General features: G+C 49.8%; 17 protein-coding genes. 14 read left to right on the top strand and 3 right to left on the bottom strand.

What is annotated here, in order from left to right; all coding sequences use genetic code 11:
- The 5 genes from ACQY6F_RS10695 to trpA all read left to right on the top strand — a co-directional run.
- On the top strand, window positions 1-406 hold a 406-nt coding region (locus ACQY6F_RS10695), incomplete at its 5' end, for a glutamine amidotransferase-related protein (RefSeq protein ID WP_428774269.1).
- Window positions 407-423: 17 nt separating this feature from the next.
- Window positions 424-1,422: an anthranilate phosphoribosyltransferase gene (gene trpD / locus ACQY6F_RS10690; RefSeq protein WP_428774267.1), complete on the top strand. Its 999-nt coding sequence runs from the start codon at window positions 424-426 to the stop codon at window positions 1,420-1,422.
- Window positions 1,423-1,424: 2 nt separating this feature from the next.
- The gene (gene trpCF / locus ACQY6F_RS10685) at window positions 1,425-2,852 is read left to right on the top strand and encodes a bifunctional indole-3-glycerol-phosphate synthase TrpC/phosphoribosylanthranilate isomerase TrpF (RefSeq protein ID WP_428774266.1); all 1,428 of its coding nucleotides are present in this window, start codon (window positions 1,425-1,427) and stop codon (window positions 2,850-2,852) included.
- A gap of 79 nt (window positions 2,853-2,931) precedes the next feature.
- Entirely contained in the window at window positions 2,932-4,122 is a 1,191-nt protein-coding gene (trpB, locus tag ACQY6F_RS10680) for a tryptophan synthase subunit beta (RefSeq protein ID WP_428774265.1), read from the top strand.
- A complete protein-coding gene (gene trpA / locus ACQY6F_RS10675) occupies window positions 4,122-4,928 on the top strand; it encodes a tryptophan synthase subunit alpha (protein WP_428774264.1) in 807 nt (268 codons plus the stop codon). The genes trpB and trpA overlap by 1 nt, the downstream gene beginning before the upstream one ends.
- Before the next feature lie 81 nt (window positions 4,929-5,009).
- On the opposite strand, the gene ACQY6F_RS10670 is transcribed toward trpA, so the two are convergent.
- Window positions 5,010-5,759, bottom strand: coding sequence for a class II aldolase/adducin family protein (locus ACQY6F_RS10670; RefSeq protein ID WP_428774262.1), 750 nt, complete (start codon window positions 5,757-5,759; stop codon window positions 5,010-5,012).
- A 17-nt stretch (window positions 5,760-5,776) separates the two neighbouring features.
- Complete coding sequence (locus tag ACQY6F_RS10665; protein WP_428774261.1) at window positions 5,777-6,376, bottom strand: HD domain-containing protein; 600 nt, start codon at window positions 6,374-6,376, stop codon at window positions 5,777-5,779.
- 107 nt (window positions 6,377-6,483) lie between these two features.
- Here ACQY6F_RS10665 and ACQY6F_RS10660 point away from each other — a divergent pair, with 107 nt between their 5' ends.
- A complete protein-coding gene (locus ACQY6F_RS10660) occupies window positions 6,484-7,176 on the top strand; it encodes a Crp/Fnr family transcriptional regulator (RefSeq protein ID WP_428774259.1) in 693 nt (230 codons plus the stop codon).
- A 54-nt stretch (window positions 7,177-7,230) separates the two neighbouring features.
- Complete coding sequence (locus ACQY6F_RS10655; RefSeq protein WP_428774258.1) at window positions 7,231-8,118, top strand: bile acid:sodium symporter family protein; 888 nt, start codon at window positions 7,231-7,233, stop codon at window positions 8,116-8,118.
- 295 nt (window positions 8,119-8,413) lie between these two features.
- Here the strand turns inward: ACQY6F_RS10655 and ACQY6F_RS10650 are convergent, their stop codons facing one another.
- A complete protein-coding gene (locus ACQY6F_RS10650) occupies window positions 8,414-9,955 on the bottom strand; it encodes a long-chain-fatty-acid--CoA ligase (RefSeq protein ID WP_428774257.1) in 1,542 nt (513 codons plus the stop codon).
- Window positions 9,956-10,493: 538 nt separating this feature from the next.
- Here ACQY6F_RS10650 and ACQY6F_RS10645 point away from each other — a divergent pair.
- From ACQY6F_RS10645 to ACQY6F_RS10615, 7 genes are all read left to right on the top strand, one after another.
- A complete protein-coding gene (locus ACQY6F_RS10645) occupies window positions 10,494-11,753 on the top strand; it encodes a dicarboxylate/amino acid:cation symporter (protein WP_428774255.1) in 1,260 nt (419 codons plus the stop codon).
- 200 nt (window positions 11,754-11,953) lie between these two features.
- The gene (locus tag ACQY6F_RS10640; RefSeq protein WP_428774253.1) at window positions 11,954-13,162 is read left to right on the top strand and encodes an acyl-homoserine-lactone synthase; all 1,209 of its coding nucleotides are present in this window, start codon (window positions 11,954-11,956) and stop codon (window positions 13,160-13,162) included.
- The gene (locus tag ACQY6F_RS10635; protein WP_428774251.1) at window positions 13,140-15,641 is read left to right on the top strand and encodes a hybrid sensor histidine kinase/response regulator; all 2,502 of its coding nucleotides are present in this window, start codon (window positions 13,140-13,142) and stop codon (window positions 15,639-15,641) included. Before ACQY6F_RS10640 ends, ACQY6F_RS10635 begins: the two co-directional genes overlap by 23 nt.
- Before the next feature lie 193 nt (window positions 15,642-15,834).
- Window positions 15,835-16,374: a septation protein A gene (locus ACQY6F_RS10630; protein ID WP_428774249.1), complete on the top strand. Its 540-nt coding sequence runs from the start codon at window positions 15,835-15,837 to the stop codon at window positions 16,372-16,374.
- A gap of 100 nt (window positions 16,375-16,474) precedes the next feature.
- Entirely contained in the window at window positions 16,475-16,906 is a 432-nt protein-coding gene (yciA, locus tag ACQY6F_RS10625; RefSeq protein ID WP_428774247.1) for an acyl-CoA thioester hydrolase YciA, read from the top strand.
- A 104-nt stretch (window positions 16,907-17,010) separates the two neighbouring features.
- Entirely contained in the window at window positions 17,011-17,307 is a 297-nt protein-coding gene (locus tag ACQY6F_RS10620; RefSeq protein ID WP_428774246.1) for a YciI family protein, read from the top strand.
- A 1-nt stretch (window position 17,308) separates the two neighbouring features.
- Entirely contained in the window at window positions 17,309-17,704 is a 396-nt protein-coding gene (locus ACQY6F_RS10615) for a GspS/AspS pilotin family protein (protein WP_428774245.1), read from the top strand.
- Window positions 17,705-17,867 lie beyond the last annotated feature (163 nt).

Below are 17,867 nucleotides of genomic sequence, written 5' to 3'. Positions count from 1 at the left end.
CGAAGCGGGCAGCATGCCGGAGCTGATCCAGCGGGTAAAAGGTAAAGTGCCGATTATTGGCATCTGCCTCGGTCATCAGGCGATTGTCGAAGCATACGGCGGCACAGTGGCCGGTGCCGGCGAGATCATTCACGGTAAAGTGTCGATGATGGAACACCAGCAGCACGCCACGTATCAAGGCTTACCCTCACCGCTGGCGATCGCCCGTTACCACTCTCTGGTTGCGACAAAAGTGCCGGACAGTCTGACCATCACGGCTGAGGTCGATGGCCTGGTGATGTCAGTAGTGAACGAACAGGACAAAGTGTGTGGTTTCCAGTTCCATCCGGAATCCATCATGACGACTTATGGCGCCACCTTGCTCGCCAACGCGATTGACTGGGCCTTAACCGGCGCAGCGGCTTAAATTCAGGGAGAGAAATCATGCAAGCTATCATCAATAAATTATACCAGCAGCAATCGTTAACTGAGCAGGAAAGCCAACAACTGTTTGACCTGATTATCCGCGACGAAATGGACCCGATTTTGATGTCCGCGGTGTTAACCGCACTGAAAATTAAAGGTGAAACACCGGACGAAATTACCGGTGCCGCTAAAGCGCTGCTGGCCAATGCCAAGCCGTTTCCACGCCCGGATTACGACTTTGCCGATATAGTCGGCACCGGTGGTGACGGCCATGACACCATCAACATCTCCACCACGGCGGCGTTTGTCGCCGCAGCCTGTGGGCTGAAAGTGGCCAAACACGGTAACCGCAGTGTTTCAAGCAAATCGGGCTCGTCGGATCTGCTCGATTCATTCGGCATCAATTTGGCCATGAGCCCGGAAGACACCCGCCAGGCCATCGACGATCTCGGCGTGGCGTTCCTGTTCGCGCCTCAGTACCACGGCGGTGTCCGCCATGCCATGCCGGTACGTCAGACGTTAAAAACCCGTACCATTTTTAATATTCTCGGCCCGCTGATTAACCCGGCACGGCCAAATATCGAGCTGATGGGTGTCTACAGCGAAGAGTTGATCAAGCCTATCGCGGAAACCATGCTGCAGATGGGTATGAAACGCGCCGCTGTGGTCCATGGTAGCGGTCTGGATGAAGTCGCCATTCACGGCGAAACCAAAGTCGCGGAAATCCGCGAAGGCCAGATTCACTACTACACCCTGACACCGGCTGATTTCGGCGTCGAGACCTATCCGCTAGAAGCGATAAAAGGTGGCGATCCAGCGCTGAACCGGACCATCATTACTGATATCCTGACCGGTAAAGGAACCCTGGCACAACAGAGTGCTGTTGCCGTTAATGTGGCGCTGCTGATGCGTCTGTTCGGCCAGGAAGATCTGCAGGCCAACACCACTAAGGCGCTGGAAGTAATGAATTCAGGACGTGCCTATGAGCTGGTACAACAGCTGGCACAACGAGGTTAATCATGGCAACAACAAGCGAAAAGCTGTCAGAACACGTATCGGTGCAAGACACCCAGATGGCAGAAGTACTGGCCAAAATTGTCAAAGACAAAGTTCAGTGGGTTGCCGAGCGCAAGCAGGCTCAGCCGCTGGAACAGTTTCAGCCAGAGTTAACGCCGTCTGATCGTGATTTCTACCAGGCATTGTCCGGACCGCAAACGGCGTTTATTCTGGAATGCAAAAAAGCGTCACCTTCAAAAGGGCTGATCCGCGATGACTTCAACTTAGATTACATTGCATCGGTTTACGACGGCCACGCCAACGCGATCTCTGTGCTGACCGATGAAAAATACTTCCAGGGCAGTTTCGACTTCCTGCCTCAGGTGAAAGCGAAAGTTCGCCAGCCCGTGTTGTGCAAAGACTTTATGATCGACCCTTACCAGGTTTACCTGGCGCGTCATTATCAGGCCGATGCGATTCTGCTGATGCTGTCAGTACTCAATGACGAGCAGTATCGACAACTAGCCGACGTTGCCCACTCACTGAAGATGGGCATACTGACCGAAGTCAGCAACGAAGAAGAGTTGCACCGCGCGGCCGCGCTGGAGGCTAAGGTGATCGGCATCAATAACCGCAACCTGCGCGACTTGTCGACCGATTTGGACCGCACCAAGCAGCTGGCACCGAAAGTGCGTGAACTGGCACCGGATGCCACCGTGATTTCCGAGTCCGGCATCTATACCCACCAGCAGGTACGGGATCTGGCCCAATTTGCCGATGGCTTTCTGATCGGCAGCTCACTGATGGCAGAAGACAACCTGGAACTGGCGGTGCGCAAAGTGATACTGGGCCAGAACAAGGTGTGCGGCCTGACGCACCCGGACGATGCCGCCAAAGCGTATCAGGCTGGTGCCGTCTATGGCGGCCTTATTTTTGCCGAGCAGTCCAAGCGCTGCGTCGACAGCGAAACCGCCCGGCTGACCATGAGTGGCGCGCCGCTTAATTACGTTGGCGTATTCCAGAATCAGCCACTGCAACTGGTGGCCGACACCGCTTTGCAACTCGGTCTGTTTGCGGTGCAGCTGCACGGTGACGAAGACCAGGCCTATGTGGATCAACTGAAGCAGGCGCTTAGTGATAAAATCCAGCTCTGGAAAGCGTATGGTGTGGCAGGCAAGCTGCCCCAACTGCTGGAACGCAATATTGATCGCCACCTGCTGGATGCTCAGGTTGGCAGCCAGTCTGGCGGCACCGGTCAGTCATTTGACTGGCAACTGCTCGACCAACCCGGGGAGATCATGCTGGCAGGCGGCCTGAACCCGGACAACGTTAAACAAGCAGCTCAACTCGCTTGCATCGGCCTGGATCTCAACTCCGGAGTAGAAAGTGAGCCGGGCAAAAAAGATTCAGATAAGCTGCACAAAGCGTTCGCAGCCATTCGAGATTATTAATTTTTAAAAACGTTAAAGATTTAACCGCAAGTTTCTCTACGTGGCAAGCAGGCCCGTATCGATGTAAGGAATTAACACTATGGCAAAACTTGATGCCTATTTTGGCGAGTATGGTGGCCAGTACGTACCACAGATCCTCGTCCCGGCGCTTGAGCAGCTGGAACAGGCTTTTATCGACGCCCAGCAGGATCCAGAATTTCAGAGCGAATTTATGGGGCTGCTGCAAGAGTATGCCGGCCGACCGACCGCGCTGACGCTGACCCGCAACCTGACCAAAGGGACCAAAACCAAGCTCTACCTGAAACGGGAAGATCTATTGCACGGCGGTGCGCATAAAACCAACCAGGTACTGGGCCAGGCACTGCTTGCCAAACGGATGGGCAAACACGAAATCATTGCTGAAACCGGTGCCGGTCAGCACGGCGTTGCGACAGCACTGGCTTGTGCCCTGCTCGGCCTAAAATGCCGGGTTTACATGGGCGCCAAAGATGTTGAGCGTCAGAGCCCGAATGTTTTCCGGATGAAACTGATGGGTGCCGAGGTCATTCCTGTTCATTCAGGTTCGGCAACCTTGAAAGATGCCTGTAACGAAGCGCTGCGTGACTGGTCTGGCAGCTATGAGACGGCGCACTACCTGCTGGGTACCGCTGCCGGTCCTCACCCGTTCCCGACCATTGTGCGCGAATTTCAGCGCATGATCGGTGAAGAGACCAAAAACCAGATCCTGGCTCGTGAAGGACGCCTGCCGGATGCGGTTATCGCCTGCGTGGGCGGTGGTTCAAACGCGATTGGTATGTTTGCTGACTTTATCGACGAAGAGAATGTTCGCCTGATTGGCGTCGAGCCCGCCGGCAAAGGCATCGATACCGACCAACACGGCGCGCCATTGAAGCACGGTAAAACCGGCATCTTCTTTGGCATGAAAGCCCCGCTAATGCAGGATGAAAATGGCCAGGTGGAAGAGTCCTATTCGGTCTCCGCCGGCCTCGATTTCCCGTCTGTCGGGCCACAACACGCCTACCTGAATGCCATTGGCCGCGCTGAATATGACAGTGTCACCGATGATGAGGCGCTTGAAGCGTTTCAGGAATTAGCACGTAATGAAGGCATTATTGCGGCGCTGGAGTCTTCCCATGCGCTGGCCCATGCGCTGCGCATGGCGCGTGAAAACCCGGATAAAGAACAGCTACTGGTGGTCAACCTGTCCGGCCGTGGCGATAAAGACATCTTCACTGTACACGACATTCTAGAACAAAAAGGAGCGATTTAATGGACCGTTATCAAGCTTTATTTGCCCGGCTGAACCAAGCCGGACAGGGCGCATTCGTTCCTTTTGTCACCGTGGGCGATCCCAACCCGGAGCTGTCGTTACAGATTATGCAAACGCTGGTGGAAGCTGGCGCCGATGCGCTGGAGCTGGGGATCCCGTTCTCCGATCCACTGGCGGACGGCCCGACCATCCAGGGTGCCAATATACGGGCGCTGGATGCCGGCACCACACCAGATATCTGTTTTGAACAAATCGGCAAAATCCGCGCCCAGTACCCTGAGCTGCCGATTGGCCTGTTGATGTACGCTAACCTGGTGTACTCGCGCGGAGTTGATAACTTTTATCAGCGTTGTGCCGAGGCTGGCATTGATTCGGTACTGATTGCCGATGTCCCGACCAACGAAAGTGGTGATTTTGTTGCCGCAGCGAAAAAGCATGGCGTGCATCCGATCTTCATTGCTCCGCCAACCGCCAGTGATGAAACTTTGCATTCTGTCGCAGAGCTAGGCGGCGGATACACTTACCTGCTGTCCCGAGCCGGGGTAACCGGAGCAGAAACCCAGGCAAATATGCCTGTCGGCGATATGCTGAATAAACTGGAGCAGTTTAGCGCGCCACCGGCGCTGCTGGGGTTTGGTATCTCTCAACCAGAGCAAGTTGCCGAAGCAATCAAATCCGGCGCAGCCGGGGCCATTTCTGGCTCGGCGGTGGTGAAGATTATTGAGCAGCACCAGGCGGAACCGCAAGCTATGCTGGCGAAGTTAGCTGAGTTTGTGACGGCCATGAAGGCGGCAACACAAAACTAGTCCCGCGCAATTATTTGCCTGTAACGATTAACAAAACGCCCACAGTTAAACATCTGTGGGCGTTTTTTATATTGGCTGGGATTAATCTTTATAACGCGGATCAATTCGATCCAGTTTGCGCATCAGCGCCGGCCAGATAAACGCCCCATCCAACCCCTGCACTTCTAGTGCTTTGCCGATTGAGTTGACTACATCTTGCTCGATGTGGATCAGCTCATGGCCACCGGACTGCGCGGCTAGTTGTACCTGGCAGGTGGTTTCCAGCGCGTACATAGCCAAAAAGGCATCTGCAACCGACGCTCCTACGGTAAGCAAACCATGATTGCGCAGCACCAGGTAGGTCGATTGCCCCAGGTCTTGCTGGATACGCGGCTTTTCATCCTCGCGTACCGCAACGCCTTCGTAATCGTGATACGCCAGCGATGAAAGCACCAACGTCGATTGCTGACTGATTGGCAAAATGCCCGCTTTTTGCGCACTGACGGCAACGCCCGCGCGCGTGTGGGTATGGATAACACACCCGACATCATGGCGTGCATCGTGAATGCAGCTGTGGATAGTAAATCCGGCCGGATTAACCGGATGCGGGCTTTCGGACAACTTGTTACAGTGCTGGTCAACTTTAATCAAATCAGACGCGGTAATTTCATCAAACATCAGACCATACGGGTTGATCAGAAAGTGATTGTCTGGCCCGGGAATCCGCACGCTGATATGGGTAAAAACCAGATCGTCCCAACCAAAATGAGCGATCAAACGATAACACGCCGCAAGTTCGACACGTAACTGCCACTCTTGCTCTGAAACTTGCTCTCTTAAAGATTGTTTCATGATAGATTCCTTCTTCGTTAGTCCTGAAATTCGTCACGGGCGGTTTTGTAGAGTGATTTCAAAGGTTTGGCGAACACCTCGCGAATCATAGGTGCAAAAAACTCTAGCGGTAATGTTTCCATTTCAGGATCAAATGCCGGCGCGTCATATTTGCTAACAAACTCAATGGTGCGCTGGTAGGCCGGATGGTCTTGATACGCTTGGTACAAATCGCGATCCATATTAAGGTGATGAAAAAAGTAGTAGCCCTGAAAGATAGCGTGATGCTTAATCATCCAGTGGTTTTGTTCACTCACAAATGGCTCCAGTATCGCCGCCGCAATATCAGCATGGTTGTACGAACCGAGCGTGTCGCCAATATCGTGTAACAGCGCACAGACAACGTATTCTTCGTCTTTCCCGTCACGATAGGCCAAGCTCGCACTTTGCAGTGAATGGGTGAGCCGATCGACTTGGAAACCACCGAAATCACCGTCGAGCAGCTGTAGGTGCGCCATGATCCTATCTGGTAAATCAGCCGCATAATCGACAAATTGCTGGGCAATGATCTGCCAGTCTTTTTTAGTGCCCTGCTCCATATGGGTAAAACTGGCCAAAGGCGGGTTATGTTCCTTCATATTATTCGTCCTACTAATGGGTTCAGGGCAAATGAAACCACACAAATTGTTATTTAAATGTTAATTCGTTTACATTCGACTCAAGCGAGATGCAGTAAGGTATCGACATGAAAGATGTTAAAGGATTGTTACAAAAATGCCCGGTATTGGCCGGCCTACTGCCGGAAGGTATCGACGAAGCAATGCAGATCACTCGCACCAGGCACTTTGATGAAAAAGCGCTGATTTGCAGTAAAGGTGACCAACACTGCGCGTTAATGGTCATTGGCCAAGGCTCGGTGCGCATCAACTCGGTCAGTTCAACTGGCAAAGAAGTGACCTTGATGATTTTCGAAGCGGGGAGCTGGTTTGGTGACAACGTCTTTTCCCCGGGTATGCCACGGGTGTTTGGTGCCACCGCTCACTCGGATGTGACACTACTTGAACTGCCGGGGGATAAATTTCGCCAGCTGTTGGCCAAGTATCCGCAAAGTTATCCGGTGGTGCTCGATCTGCTGAGCCGCAGGTTGTGGACGGCGATTTCCGTTATCGAAGATGACGCGATCAGAGGGATTGAAGAGCGCATCGGCAGAAGGTTACTACTGCTCGCCGAGTATCAACATAACCAACCGGTCAGCGCCGGTCCGTATGTAGTGCGCGTGACGCGGGAACATATTGCCAACATGATGGGATTAACCCGGCAGAGCGTGCATAAGATTTTAAAAAAGTTCGAAAGTTTAGGCCTCATCGGCCTGAAATATGGGTACATCACCATTTTGAAACCGCAACAAATGGAGGAGTACCTAAAACAGCTGGAGTAATCAAGTCGCCACTTTGCTCCGGCTACCTAATAAGATTCTATGCAGGAGGCAATTGTGGAATCCAATCCAATCATCTCAATCGGTTTACCTATTTCTTTAATCATTATTATGATGGGAATTGGTATGACGTTAACCATCAATGACTTTCGCCAGGTTGCTCAAAAGCCTAAAGGACTGATATTAGGCAGCATCAGCCAGATCATCGGCATGCCAATGGTGGCTTTCCTCCTCGCCTGGGGATTCCAACTACCGCCCGAAATCGCCGTCGGCCTGGTAGTCATCGCCGCTTGTCCGGGAGGCACCGCCTCGAATCTGTTTGTGTTACTGGCGCGAGGCAATGTGGCTTTGTCTATCATGCTCACCGTCATCGCCAGCCTGATCACCATCATTACCCTGCCCGTTGCGACCGGTTATGCGCTGGAAGTATTCAGCACCGAATCAGTGGCCATCACGCTTCCTGTCGGGCAAATGATCACCATGATGGTGGCGGTAGTGCTCGTTCCCGTCATTGTCGGCATGTTTATTCGCTACTTCTGGCCAAATTGGTCTGTCAAAGCCGAAAATTGGGTCAACAAACTGGGCGGGATTACCTTGCTATTGCTGGTAGTCAGCATTCTCTATGACATTGGCGCAAACCTGGTTAATTTACTGCTACAAGCGGGCGCGGCCGCCATAACACTGAACATCGTCGGTATTGTCGCCGGAGTGTTGATTGCAAAATTTAGCCAGCTGCCATCACAGGATGGCCTGACCATAGGTGTCGAGCTTGGCGTTAAAAACAGCACTCTGGCACTGATGGTGAGTGTCACTCTGCTCGGCTCGAATGCGATGTCAGTGCCGATTATCGTTTACAGCGTCAGCATGTTTGCCTGCGCGTTTGCCCTGACGGTATATGGTCGTCGCTCCAAAGCCGATAACGCTATCTCAACCGAAACTGCGTAGTTTCACACTCCTCCCTACCAGCGCTAACATCGCTACGGTTAGCGCTGATAAATCTCTGCCCACACGCGAACTTGGTCTGAAATAGCGATACAGCCGGTTCACGTTACTGTGTAACGACCTTGGATTATGCACCGCTCTGGATTGTAACTCTCGATTTCTTAAACTTAGTTGCACAGCGTCCCCCTCAATAACCTTGTCTGTTTCTATAACGACAGCCGACGCCATGTTGGAAGATGGTTTAGCCACAAAAAAAGCCAGCCTCAATAAAGGCTGGCTATTGTTCTGATATCAACCGCTATGCAACTTCTAGTTCAGATTTCAGCTCACGCTTTAATATCTTACCGGTTGCACTCATCGGTAACTGTTGGCGTATCTCGACAAAACGTGGGTATTTATAGGTTGCCAGTTGCGCTTTACCCCACGCCTGAAGTTCTGTCGCGTCAAGCTCTTGATTGGGTTTCAGCACCACATAGGCTTTGATTTCCTCACCGTATTCCGCATTAGGAATACCGATGACGGCCACCATGGCTACTGCGGGATGGGTCATAAAGACCTCTTCAATTTCTCGAGGATAGACGTTAAAGCCGCCGCGAATGATCAAATCTTTCATCCGATCAACGATGTACAGGTTACCCATCTGGTCAAAGCGGCCAACGTCACCGGTATGGAACCAGCCATTTTTCAAAGCCGATTCTGTCGCATCCGGACGGCCCAGATAGCCTTTCATTACGTTGTGTCCGCGGACCACAATCTCGCCTTCTTCACCTGCCGGAAGGGTATTGCCCTCAAGGTCGACCACTTTGACTTCCACCCCCTGAATCGGCTGACCGACCGAGCCAGGAATGCGCTCCTGATCTAAGTGGTTAAAACAGGCGATCGGGCTGGTTTCCGACAGGCCGTAGCCCTCTAGGATCGGCACATTAAATTTTGCTTCAAAAGCGCGGAACACTTCAGTTGGCAATGACGAGCCGCCACTGACCGCCATGCGAAGCGAAGAGATATCATATTGATGTTCCGCATGGAGCAGTCCGATATACATGGTTGGCACACCAGCAAATAGCGAAACCTGATGTTTTTCGATCAGTTCCAGTACTAATTTGGGTTCAAACCTCGGCACCAGCACCAGCGTCGCACCGCTCAACACGCTGGCGTTAAGGTGTACCGTCTGACCAAAGGTGTGAAACAGAGGTAAAGTGACCAAATGCACATCATCTGCCTGGCTCGCCATAATATTCTGCGCAATCAGGGCGTTAATCACAATATTCTGTTGTGACAGTTCTGCCCCTTTCGGTAAACCTGTGGTGCCCGACGTATAAAGGATGACACAGGTGTCATCAGCGTTACGTGAAACGTAATCGGCCAATGGCTCAACGTCCTGGATAAAAGCGTTCAGAGTCGGCTGACCTGAAAATTCAAGCCGGGTCTGATCCTGGGTCATGACCACCATGTTTTCACACGCTTCGACTTGCTCAAAGGCTTCCATGCCCTCCTTGGCCATCGGCAGCTCAGGCGTACCCTCAAAACAGAAGTAGAATTTGGCCCTGGCATCTTCAAGGTGATATTTAATTTCTCTCGCTTTTAGTAACACATTCAACGGTACCGCCACGGCACCCGCTTTTTGAATCGCAAAGTACACTAACGGAAAAAAAGGCACATTCGGGCAGGACAGCGCAACCCGATCCCCGGGCTGTATACCGCTATCGATTAAGGACGTGGCTATTTTGCTGACAATTACATCAAACTGAGCGTAGGTGATCTTCAAGTCACCGCATATCAAAGCTATCTTGTCGGGTTTACTCGCAGCATTTCGCTGCAGAGCAGCAGCAAGATTCATCATAATGACTCGACCTCTATGTTATTGGTATTTAAGCGATCCATTTACGAAAGTCAGCGGCAAACAGCGGCTGAGTAATGGCACTAAAAAGCGGTCTCAACACAATACCGAAACCGCCAGTTAACACAAATGTTACATATTCAGGTAAGACAAAATGTGAAATAGTTTACATTGTGAATGGGCAGCGCACCAAAATGTGACGCCTGCTGCTAATTTTCGCCAGTCGTGAACTTTACCTTTTCCTAAAGCGACTTCCCCCGCTCCCGGCGATCAATTGGTTAACAATTTTACCTCGTCCAAGCTGCCATTTTGACCTGTAGCAAAGGTGAGAATGGATGCCCAGATCACAAAGCAAACGTTTGCTTTTAAGCCACAAACTTAGCTTTCGTCAAAGAAACAGCGATTGATCCAACAATAATCCTGTGCTTCAGTTGCTAATTGTAAAAATTAAGTGTAAAAAGCGAGGCGAAATTATTATCTATAGTATCACTACTAGATGGATGGTAATTCTGAAAATTCACAATTAATTAGCACAGAGGTTATGAAAGTGTTAAAAGAAAAGAGTTTGCTAAACAACATTGGTGTACAGGTGGTCATCGCGATGATCGCGGGTACCGCCGTCGGTGCAGCGATGGGAGAAACTGCATCTGTGTTCTCACCTTTGGGTGCCATCTTCATTAACCTGATCAAGATGCTGGTAATCCCTCTGGTTGCTGTCGCCCTGATTTCGGGTGCTGCTGGCTTAGGCAACAGTCAATCGGCTGGTAAAGTAGGCCTGACGACTTTGGCTTATTTCGGCATCACATCTGCGCTGGCTGTAGCCCTAGCTCTGCTGATGGGGGAAATGTTCCAGCCTGGCGTGGGTATCGATCTGTCAGACGTTATGGGCATGTTCTCAACTGAATACGCTTCTAAAGGTGAACTACCTACTTTCTGGGCTACCGTCATCGGTATGATCCCAACCAACGTTTTCCAGTCACTGAATGAAGCCAATATTCTGCAGATCCTGGTTTTCTGTATGTTTTTCGGTATTGCTATTTCTCAGCAGGCCAAAGAAAAACGTGACCCTATCATCAATGGCGTAAACTGCATCGTAGATGCCATGGTCTGGATGATCAATAAAGTCATGATCATTGCCCCTATCGGTGTATTTGGCCTTATGGCTGAAGCTGTCGGTACTTTCGGATTTGGCGCACTGATGGTGGTGTTCAAACTGTTTGTCGTATATACCGCTGCTATCCTGATTTTTGGCTTTGTCGTTTACCCGCTGATGGTACAGATCTTTACCAAGACTTCAGCCAAGAAATTCATCCTGGCAATGAAGAAGCCTCAAGCAGTTGCGCTGTCTACCGCCTCTTCTATGGCGACTCTGCCAGTGACAATGGATACCGTTGAACACGAGCTTAAAGTACGCAACTCTACCGCATCATTTGTACTGCCACTGGGCGCTACCATCAACATGTCTGGTAACGCGATCTACTACGGCCTGGTTGCGGTATTCTTCGCCCAGCTGTTTAATGTTGACCTGTCTATGGGCGCCTACGTTGCGATCATTATTACCTCTACGCTAGGTGCAGTCGGCCAGGCTGGTGTTCCTGGACCTTCTTTCCTGGTGGTGGCAGTACTGCTTGCCGCAGGCATTCCAATTGAAGGTCTGCCACTGCTGTTTGCCCTGGACCGTATCTTTGACATGATCCGTACTGCTCTGAACATCACGGGTGATGCTGCGTGTGCCGTTATCGTCGATGCCCTGATTGATGAAGAAGAGGCTCAACAAGCACTCAACGAGCAGAATGTTTAAGTGAGTCTGAATCACTTTCAATAGCCTAACGCCCCGCTAAGCCCGGGGCGTTTTTTTTGCCCTGCCAATCGTTTCTGACAACCCTATCACTATACCCGCCTGGTTTGGCATAACAGAAAATGGCTAGATTGCAACCAGTTCATCTGCTATCTTTTGCATATAGTTTTATAGTCCAGTTGCCAGCCCGCTGAATTAGTGCCATGAATTGCTCTGCCCCATCCGATATAGCGTTGACCGATCGGGACCAACATTTGAGTTGGGAGGCACTGCTGTCCCTCGTTTCGTCTCTGGAGCGGTTATATGGCGCTGATTTTTTCGAGCAGATCCTCAATGACAGAATCAATCAACTACGTCGCCTGTTTCCCTGGTCCTGCTCCGGTAACCTTGCGACCTGTCTGCAATCACAGTATTACGCTAAATTGCTGGGGTCTGCCGTCAGCCACTGGCCTCCGGAGTACTACCTGGTGGAACGCTACGCTTGTCACTACTGTGGTAACTGGGCTGAGTTCTGGTGCCAGTACCTGATTGAAAAAATCAAACAGCGCTACCCAATAACCGCGAAGACCAAATCCAGCTCCACGTTACAATCCGCGAAATTTGACGACAGCCGCTATCAATCACGGCTTATAGACAACATAGAACAGCACCAGAGCCGATATATCAGCCCACATCACCCGGCGGAAATGCCTGTCAGTGCTGCAATATTGCTGGCCAACCTGGAAGTACTGGTTAAGGGGCAAAAGTGGTATGAAATGCTGTTTGCGCTTGATCTCTCCCAAACGGGTTGCCATTTCGTTCTGAGTGCCCATCGCCCTGAGTGGTCAAAGCCGGTGATTTATTCCAGTGCGAAAATTCAATCTGGAAGCGATATCAATAAATGGCTCTACTTCTCCCCTTTCTTCAGCAACGATAAGTGGCATTATTGTTCTAGCAATCAACATATAAATTTGCTCAGGAAAAAAGACATTTTGCCTATCCACTGCCACTTTGAATCGGATTCCAGTGCCAAATTCGAAAATGACCTGCTGAAAAACATGCGAAACTACCAAAGTGTATGTGAGATTATCCGGCTGACCGTTTCAGGTAGTGATAAATTAAAATTGTATTTGCTTTATTTAAGCCAAAAATGCTTAACGGCCCAGCTTCTGGCATTGAATTACACAATTGCCTTTATTATTACCGAGAATCCATTTATCCTAAATTATTATTCTACACTAGACCCTGGTTCGTTTATTACCGTATGCCACCTTAATATAGATGGCACCAGACAAACCACGTGTAAAGGCCTGTGGAATATACAGCAACTGAAGCAAGATTTCGAAACTCACCAGTATAAAGGATATATAAAAAGAGTGATGTCCGTCAGGCGAAGTCATAGAGGTGGTCATGAGCATCAATACATGGTTTGACATGTTATTGTACCCCAAGGCTTTAACGCTGATGACCATAGCCCTGGTTGTCGCTTACTGGCTTGGTTATTTCATTTACTCTCTGACCAGTAAAAATATTTACATCCTTAAAAGCCACTATATTTATTACGCATGTTATTCTATAAATATAATGCTGTGGATATTAACCAATGCTTTTTTCCATACTGGTTTTATTAGTTATGTTTCCACTAATTTCTCGATAGTTATGGCGACTGCTGCCAATATCACCGCATATTGTGCTTTTGCTTTCGCGTATTTATTTTCTTCTGCTTTAAGAGCCAAGTTGTCAGGAAGCAGAATAAAACGTCATCAAAAAGGAATATTTTCACTATTCACTTCAGTCGCTTTGATTATTAACCTGGTACCCGGCCTTACCATCTCCGGTATTGATATATCAGGGCCCAGTCAATTTGTGATTCATTTTGGTCCTTATACCAGTCTATTTTTCACCATGGTGGTGATTTTAATTGTCTTAACTATCATTAACCTGATCGCGATAAAAATATCAGCCCCGCGGATTAACCAACAGCAATCCAACTACATGATTGCCGGTATTCTGGTATTTATGTTATCGACGGTTTCGGTCCAGGTGGTCATGACCTATTTTTGGGGTGATTTCTCGCTTACCTGGTTACCACCGGCCCTCTCCATAAGTGAAATGCTGTTTGTCGGCTATGCACTGATCACTAGCCGGTTTTATAGCGGCAAGTATCTGTTCTATATAACGCTATCCTACCTACTCTGTGGCGCCATTTTTGCGTTTCCCCTGGCGCTGCTCTCCGCCAGTTTCGAGCTTGATGCGCCAGGCCAGTTTGCCACAACCATCATACTGTGCTTAACGATCGGGCTGTTGTGGCGTAGCGTCTTGCGTATCACCGGCCAAATATCCTCGCTGTTGCTCTACAAGACCAGAAGTTCGCCGGTTGAACAGATACTGGCTTTGGAACAAGACTTCCAGTATTCAACTGCTGCAGCGATTACTAAATTAGCCAGTTTGCTGGATATTCCCGGCGATAAGCTACAGCTGATCACCACCAACCTCCAGCATCGGCTCTATACCGATCATCTGAAAGCTGAGGGTAACGTGCTAGTGGCGGAGGAAATTGACCCGCAACAGGAGTACGCCGATACCGGCATACGCGACCGCCTCAGAAAACTGAAACAGAGAATGAATGCCAGCGATACAGCGTTGGTATTGCCTCTGTTTGACCAGGACGCCACCATCTCTCACCTGTTGGTTTCAGCCTCTAAGTCTAACGGCCGACTGTTCTCTTATGAGGAGATCCATGCACTGCAAAACGTCTTAGCCAAAGTACAGGGCTACATTAATGCAGACAGAAAAGTACAGCAGTCTCAAGCTCTGGCGACCTCTATTGCCCACGAAATGCGTAATCCGCTTGCTCAGGTTCAGCTCAAGTTTGAGGCACTTCAGAGCGAAATTAGCGGAGCAAACAGCAGAGTTAAGCTATTAGATGAAATTGACGCGGGTCTCAATGCGGTTGATCGAGGCAGACAGCTGATTGATATTATCCTTAGAGAAGTCAGCGACTCATCACTGGATCATGAGCCATTGTCACCGGTACCGGTGCATCACGCCATTCAACAGGCCGTTGAACGCTATGGATTCGACCACCCTCAAGACCAGCAGCGTGTTCACTTGCAGCTGGGCGCCGACTTTACCATCAACGTCAATGAAACCCTGTTCAATTTTGTCGTATTTAATCTGCTCAGAAATGCCATCTACTATTTCGACAGCTATCCAAAGAGCGAGATCTTTGTATCTACAGAAACATCCGAATTCGGTAATCGTGTACTGTTCAAAGACACCGGTCCTGGCGTTCCTGCCGATATCATCGACCGAATATTCGATGACTTCTATTCGTACAACAAGAGCGGCGGCAGCGGGTTAGGTTTGGGCTATTGCCACCGGGTTATGCAGGCTTTTGGCGGACGAATTAGCTGTCAGTCAGAACCCGGCCGCTACACCGTCTTTCAACTTGAATTTCCAGTATTGCAACTGCCAGAGCTTGATGCTTTCCCCCAACCTGAGAGCAAAATCCGCCTGGCGGACTTCAGTGCCTACCGGTTAAGAGTGCTTGTGGTCGATGACAAGCAAGTTCAACGCTCACTGGTTCAGCTTTACCTGCAGCAAGCAGGCATCGAAGTGTTGCAAGCCAATAATGGCCTGGTGGCCATTAACATGCTCAAGCAACAAGAGGTGGACCTGATCCTGATGGATATTCAGATGCCGATCATGGATGGTTTTGCTGCCAGTCGAATTATTCGGGAGTTTCTTCCCCAGACGCCGATTTTGGCACTATCGGGTGAGTCTGGCCCCAGGGAACTGGAAACGATCACCGAACTGATGGACGGCCGATTGTCGAAACCGACCACAAAACAGGCGTTGATTGAAGCGGTACAGCAACATTGTCACGCAAAATGTCCTGAGCCTGCCTGACATATCTCGCGACGAGGCGATAGTCAGAAAGCTTTACCGTTCATGCCATTACACCAGATTCCATGGCTGAGAATCCGCCGGACACCGACCGGCCATGGCCGAGGATTTGTATCAATTTATCTCTAACGGTTTTGTCCTGAGCTATATTTGGTTAGACTGTGACGAAGAACATTGTATAGCGCTGTAACAAAACATGAAGCAACTTATTGATTTTATTCCTCTGATTATCTTTTTTGCCCTTTATAAGATGTACGATATCTACGTCGCTACCGGTGCATTGATCGCCGCAACGGCGGTTCAGGTGGTACTGACTTATGTGCTGTACAAAAAAGTCGAAAAGATGCAGTTAATTACTTTTATCATGGTCGCCCTGTTTGGTGGCATGACCATTTTTCTGCACGACGATAACTTCATCAAATGGAAAGTCACGATTGTGTACGCCGTCTTTGCCATCGGCCTGGCGGTCAGCCATGCAATTGGTAAATCGGCCATTAAAGGCATGCTGGGTAAAGAGATCACGCTGCCCGATAGTGTCTGGACCAAGATAACCTGGGCATGGGTAGGCTTTTTCAGTTTCTGTGCCGGACTCAACGTATATGTCGCGTTTGAGCTGCCTCTTGATGTATGGGTCAACTTTAAAGTGTTTGGCCTGCTGGCGGCCACATTCGGCTTTACTCTACTGACCGGTATATACATCTACAAGCAGTTACCTAAAGACACTTCAGCCGACTAACTGGGCTATAAAGCTGGGCATTACCTGGTCCGCTTCGTATAATCGTTATTTATTTTACAGCGACCTTATGGTCGCTGTTTTGATTTTTTAGGATGTCAATATGAGTAAAAATAATCATACCCAAAATATCAGCACCTCAAAACACGATGCCCCCAGAGGACAGATGTTATTGCGCACCCTGGCGATGCCTGCCGATACTAATGCGAACGGTGATATTTTTGGTGGCTGGATCATGTCTCAGTTGGACTTGGCCGGCGGCATACTGGCCAAAGAAATATCCGCTGGCCGTATCGTCACCGTATCGGTTTCCAGTATTGAATTTAAAAAGCCGGTCAAAGTCGGCGACGTGGTCTGTTGCTACGGCGAATGTACCCGCATCGGCAGAACTTCGATGTCGATCAATCTTGAAGTATGGGTAAAACCGGTAAAAGAAGACGGTGTGTATGACCGGTTCCAGGTATGTGGTGCAACATTCAACTATGTTGCCATCGACAGCGCAGGTAAGCCCAGACCTATTTTAAGCCAAGGTTAACTTTACGATTTTATTCAAAATATTACTTTCAAATTAGAATAGATTCAGTAAATTAGCAGGAAAAGCCGCCTAAAGGCGCTCACCCGTAAACAAAGGAACAGCATATGTGGTACGTCATTTTTGCTCAAGATGTAGAAAACTCATTGGAAAAACGTCTCAGTGTACGTCCAGCTCACCTGGAACGCCTGCAAGCCCTACAGGACCAGGGCAGATTACTGACTGCCGGTCCAATGCCTGCAATAGATGCTGAGAATCCAGGCGATGCCGGTTTCACCGGTTCTACTGTTATCGCGGAGTTTGATTCTTTGCAAGATGCAAAAGATTGGGCAGATGCGGATCCATATGTGGCTGCCGGGGTCTATGCTCAAGTTACCGTCAAACCATTTAAGAAAGTGTTCTGAGATGAATAAACTCTTTGTTCGCCTAACCCCGTTGCTGGCTACGATCCTTCTGGCTGCCGGCTGTTCATCCGGTGCCGAAAAACAGCGCCAGCTGGAAATGGTGGCAAGCAGCCGGGCTAACTTACTGGCGTCAAATCTGCCAATAGAGCGCGGCCCGTTATCGATCATGCGTGCTAACGCCTATGGCAGCACGATAGAAATCATGATGATTTACAACGAGGACGCCCCAACCGCCAAACCAACCAGGCAGTTGCTGCAGGCCAGTCTCAATCAGTACTGTAGTAGTGACGATATTAAAAACGCCCTAGAAGTGGGGGTAACTTACCGGCTTAAGATCCGTAATAGCCGTGGCCAACTCATCATTGACCAAGTGGTGGATCAGAACGCCTGTAAATAGAAAATGGCGACTGCTTGATTGAGTGGGCGAATGAAAATCCTTGCAAACATTTAACAATGTTGGCTTGAGTATTCACTTTGTCACACATACTATGCTCCAATGAGAGTGCATGGAAGCCCAACTTTCCCCCGGCTTCCATGACTCACCTGAGGAAAATCTCATT

Origin of the sequence: Vibrio sp. (assembly GCF_050299255.1) — a bacterium.
GTDB lineage: Bacteria > Pseudomonadota > Gammaproteobacteria > Enterobacterales > Vibrionaceae > Vibrio.
This window is presented reverse-complemented; position numbering and strand designations above follow the sequence as displayed.